This window comes from uncultured Gimesia sp., assembly GCF_937919775.1.
Classification (GTDB): Bacteria; Planctomycetota; Planctomycetia; order Planctomycetales; family Planctomycetaceae; genus Gimesia.
On record NZ_CALFPF010000198.1, the window covers coordinates 1 to 5,330 of the forward strand.

Genomic DNA, 5,330 nt, shown 5'->3' on the forward strand with positions numbered 1-5,330 from the left:
CTGTTTTGTATATTTTATATAACTATATCCAATCTGTTTCACTCCTGCCAGAATCTTCTTCGTTTCTGGAGAACATGGAGCACTCCCCTATATCAGGACCAGTTCGTTGTTAGCAAGCCATCTTGTCGCGCCAGGAAAAATTGAACTCATCGAAGTTCCCGAACCCGAACTCTCACCAGTCTCCTCTCTCAAGTCTGGCCAGGGGGAAATTATCTTTCAACCGGAAACCACCTGCCTGTGTGGTTCCGATTTACCCTACTTCAATGGAAGTGATGAATGGGAAATTGAAATCGGTCACTCATTGCACGAAATGATTGGAACCGTCACCGAAACAAACGGACAGCGCTGGAAAGCAGGGGACCGGGTACTTGCTGTTCCCGTGATGCAGCAGGGACTGTGCGAACGATTTGTGCTGGATGAATCCCGTACCATACCGATCGCCACCAATATCCCGGAAGAACACGCCTTGATGGCACAGCCACTCGGGACGGCTCTGTTTGCTCTGAAAAAACTTCCGAATCTGCTGGACAAAACCGTAGCCGTAGTCGGGCAGGGGCCGATGGGACAATTAATGAACGCTGCCTTAAGTAATATGGGAGCGCGCCAGATCATCGGCATCGACCTGCTGGAATCCCGTCTGCAAGTCAGCCCCCGCATGGGAGCCACCGCCACGATCTGTAATCGAAACACGGATCCTGTCGAAGCGCTGCGCGAGATCCTGAACGGGGATCTGCCCGATATCGTCATCGAAGCGGTCGGACACGCCGATCAGCAATTGAACCTGTGTATCGATCTCTGTCGTGCGGAGGGAAAGATACTCGTGTTTGGCGTCCCTCCGGAAACCATCGACCAGGTACGCTGGCGGGATCTGCTCTTCAAAAATATTACCGTCCATACCAGCATTAATCCCGACTTCAATCGCGATTTTCCTCTGGCCATGCAATGGCTCTCAGAAGGACGCATTGATGTGACGCCCATCATCACGCATCGCTTTCCACTATCGGAAATCCAGCAGGCATTCGAACTGTTTCGAGACCGCAGAGAGGGTGTCATTAAAGTGATCGTGGAATTTCCCTCGCTACATCGGTAATGCTAGAGCGTGTCCCATTTAACCATAGCGTCTCTTGTTCTTTGTATACTCGGCCCCAATGGCTCGGGAGACGTTACAATAAATCAGTACACAGGCTAAATAATTTCGTGAATCGGCTCGGTATGTTCTACACCCACCAGTTTTTGATCGAGTCCACCGTAAAAGTAAGATAAACGGTTTGGCTCCAGTCCCATCTGATTCAGGATCGTCGCGTGCAGACGCTTCACATGGAACGGCTTCTCAACAGCCGCTGCTCCCAGTTCGTCCGTAGCGCCGACAGAGGTCCCGCCTCGAACCCCTCCTCCAGCGGTCCACATCGTAAAACCATAAGAGTTGTGATCGCGGCCCGTTCCTTTTGCATATTCCGCGGTCGGCTGGCGTCCGAATTCGCCCCCCCAGACTATCATCGTTTCGTCAAATAAACCCCGCGCTTTTAAATCTTTAATCAAAGCGGCAATCGGTTGATCTGTATTGCCGGCGTGAAAACTATGATTTTTCTCCAGATCGCCGTGCGCGTCCCAGTTGGCATCGTTATGGTTTCCGCCGGAATAGAGCTGAATAAAACGAACTCCACGTTCCACCAGTCTGCGCGCCAGCAGACAACGTCTGCCAAAATCAGCCGTACGGGGATTGTTCAGTCCATACAAGTCCTGCGTCTGTTTCGTCTCTGAAGCCAGGTCAGCCGCTTCAGGGGCATGCTTCTGCATTTTGAAAGCCAGTTCGTAACTGGCAATGCGGGCAGCCAGTTCGGAATTGCCGGCACGCGAAGCCTGATGTTTCTGATTGGCATCCTTCAGCGCATCCAGTAACTCTCGCTGCACGGCTTGGCTCATGCCCTCTGGACGTCGCAAATCGATGAGCGGTGCTCCCTGAGAACGCATCGTGGTTCCCTGATAAGTCGCCGGCATAAAACCGCTCGACCAGTTCTTTGCTCCACTGATCGGCCCACCGGTCGGATCAAGCATCACCACATAACCCGGGAGATTTTCATTTTCGGTCCCCAGACCATAATTGAGCCACGAACCCAAACTGGGAAATCCGCTCAGGATTCTCCCGGAATTCATCATCAGCATCGCTGAGCCATGAATGGGAGAATCTGCGGTCATCGATTTCAGAAACGCAATATCATCAGCACATGTGGCCAAATGCGGGAACAAATCGGAAATCCATTGTCCCGATTCACCATACTGCTTGAACTTCCATTTCGGGCCGACGACGCGACCTTCATTTTTTTCTCCCCCGCGCCCTTTGGTTTTTACTTCAATCGTCTTGCCATCCAACGCATACAATTTTGGCTTGTAATCAAACGTATCAACGTGACTCGGTCCACCATACATGAAGAGAAAAATGACGCTTTTGGCCTTGGGTTTGAAATGGGGGTCTTTGGACGCCAGCGGATTCTGAAAATCGCTCACACCGTCGGCGGCGAGGGCTTGCGAATTGAGAAACCCGTCCTGAGACATCAGGCCCGTTAATGCGACCGAAGCAAATCCGCCTCCGGCTTCCCACAGAAACTCCCGACGCGTACGACGGCAGAACTGTGCATGCCCGGCTGGTTTACTTCCCTGATTGATCTGATAATTTGATGGTTGCTCTAAAGCCATAACTGGTCCTTTTCAAGCTCCAAGGCTAAATATCCAGACAACGCCCGAGCGTTTGAATGATGCTACTCTAATCCAGATAAACAAATTCATTCCGATTCAGAATTGTTAAACAGAAATAGTTCAATGCCTGCTTTTCTTTCAGGGAATGTTTTTTGATCAATGTATCGATGAATCGAACGCCTTCCTCAACTTCGCCTGCCTGGGGGTGACGCCCATACGCTAAACGAATCGCTCGTTCGACAAACTGTGGATGCGTTGTTCCTGTTTCTTCCAGAAGCCGATCTGCAAAAAGTTCTGCCTGCCGGTTCACGAAGTGTCCATTCACCATACCCAGTGCCTGCGCCGGCTGTGTCGTCACAAATCGGATGGCACAACTGCTGTCGGTATCGGCAAAATCAAAATTCGAGAGCAGGGGAGTAATCAAAGAACGTTTGACGAATATATAAATACTCCGCCGTGCCCGTTCTTCTTCTGAGGAATCCAGCCAACCTTCACCCGGTCTGGACTGTCCCTGTAATACTTCCTGGGATACCAGAGGATAAAACCCGGGGCCATACATTTTGAGATTCAAACGGCCATTGACCGCCAGCATGGAATCACGTACTTCTTCCGCACTCAGCCGCCTCATGTTAAAACGCCAGAACAGATCATTTGCCGGATCAACGGCCTCCGCCTGTTCCGAATGCTGTGAAGACATCTGATAAGCATTCGACATCATGATCAGTTTATGAAAGGACTTGAATTTCTGCCCTCCCTTCACGAATTCCAGCGCCAGCCAGTCGAGTAATTCAGGATGCGTCGGAGGTACTCCCAACTGACCAAAATTATTGGGAGATTGAACGATTCCTCGTCCAAAGTGATGCTGCCAGATCCGGTTCACAATCACCCGCGAAGTCAGCATGTTGTCGTCGCTTGCAATCCACTCTGCAAGCACCCGCCGTCTGCCTGATGTCTGCCGATCTTGAGGAACAGCGGGGATCTGCGTTTCGGTCTTACCGAATAGCTCCGGAAAACCGGGTTGCACTTTCTCACCGGGTACATGAGGATTGCCACGCAACAGCACAAACGTTTCTCGCGGTTCTTTCAGACTACGACTGACACTGAGCGCCATTTTTCGCGGAGGATACTGTTTTCGCTGTTGTTCCAGTTGCTGCAATTCTGTCTGCATTGTCTGGTAGGCTTTGAATTGACCCGGTTCCAGATACTGTTCCAGTTTTTCTTTGAGTAACTTGCCGCGCTCGGGGGTCTCAGATCGTCTCTGATCTGCTCCCTCCATTTTTTTGACGGCCGTCTCTTCCACATCATGCATTTTTTTCTGCAGGTCATTTTTTTGCGCATCATATTTGGCATACAGCGCCGAAATCTCAGGCCCTGTGATATCGGTCTGATTAAAGGACAGTTGATCCGACCGAATTCCGTAAGAATTCAAGCCGTGAAAAAATGCCATAAAACGGTAATAATCCTGATGCGGAATCGGGTCGATTTTATGTTCATGGCAGCGGGCACAATTCAGCGTCAGTCCCAAAAAGACCTGACTCGTGGTGGAAACGATATCATCCAGTTCATTGTAGTAACTCAGTAACGGGTCGGCAGGCTCATCATCCCAGAGACCAAGACGATAATAACCGGTAGCGATAATGGTCTCAGCCGTAACCTGATCCAGTTCATCCCCCGCCAGTTGCTCCTTGATGAATTGGCTGTAAGGCTTGTCCTGGTTGAAAGAACTGATGACATAATCCCGAAAACGCCAGGCATTCGGTTTGATGCCATCCCGTTCAAAACTGTTTGTATCAGCGTAACGCACCAGATCCAGCCAGTGGCGTGCCCAGCGTTCCCCATAGCGGGGGGAAGCCAGCAGTCGATCAATCAGTTGCTCATATGCATCGGGAGAAGCGTCTTTGACAAACTGGTCTACTTCTTCCGGCGTCGGCGGTAGACCGGTCAGATTAAAGTACGCCCGACGAATCAGTGTCCCCCGATCTGCAGCCGGAGCAGGGGAGAGCCCTTTCTGCTCCAGTCTGGCCAGGATAAAAGCGTCGATCGGATTTTTAACCCACTTGCCATTTGTTGTCTCGGGGGGCGTTCTTTTCTGAGACGGTTGAAATGCCCAGTGTTTTTTCCATTCCGCGCCCTGCTGAATCCAGTTTGTGATTAAGTCGATCTGCTCCTGCTTGAGACGGTCCCCTTCAGGCGGCATTTGTTGATCTTTATCCTTGGAAAGGATGCGCGCGATGATTTCACTTTTTTCAGGATGCCGGGGAACAACGGCGAAAGCTTCGGAGTCCAGCTGCTTGAATGCCTGCTCACTCTGGTCCAGACGCAAGCCACCCTCCTGCACATCTGGCCCATGACATGAGTAGCAATGTTTTGCCAGTAAGGGTTGAATCTGCTGCGTGAAATCGATCACCGGTTTCGCATTCTGCGGGACAGGTACATTGTTGTTTTCTGCCACTGCCACCGCAGACAACCACAGCCCGGCGTAGGTAACCATTCCACGAAAAAGCAGTTTTGAGAATCCCGGTCTGAATCTGAAGTGTCTAGTGCGAGGCATAAGGACTTATCTCTCCTGACTGTACAGTCTTCCCTGAATGGATCAGCAATATGATTATAGATCGGAGTTCTGTTATCCCTATTGT

Annotated in this window: 3 protein-coding genes; 1 reads left to right on the forward strand and 2 read right to left on the reverse strand. The window is 50.8% G+C overall.

The window, feature by feature from the left end; translation table 11 throughout:
* Positions 1-106 precede the first annotated feature (106 nt).
* A complete protein-coding gene (locus tag Q0294_RS05230; RefSeq protein WP_299461621.1) occupies positions 107-1,090 on the forward strand; it encodes a zinc-binding dehydrogenase in 984 nt (327 codons plus the stop codon).
* A gap of 95 nt (positions 1,091-1,185) precedes the next feature.
* Here Q0294_RS05230 and Q0294_RS05235 read toward each other — a convergent pair whose 3' ends face one another.
* Together Q0294_RS05235 and Q0294_RS05240 are read right to left on the reverse strand one after the other, a co-directional pair.
* Complete coding sequence (locus tag Q0294_RS05235) at positions 1,186-2,694, reverse strand: DUF1501 domain-containing protein (protein ID WP_299461622.1); 1,509 nt, start codon at positions 2,692-2,694, stop codon at positions 1,186-1,188.
* A gap of 67 nt (positions 2,695-2,761) precedes the next feature.
* Positions 2,762-5,185 carry a PSD1 and planctomycete cytochrome C domain-containing protein gene (locus Q0294_RS05240; RefSeq protein WP_299461623.1) on the reverse strand — a complete coding sequence of 808 codons (2,424 nt, stop codon included), beginning with the start codon at positions 5,183-5,185 and terminating at the stop codon, positions 2,762-2,764.
* Positions 5,186-5,330 lie beyond the last annotated feature (145 nt).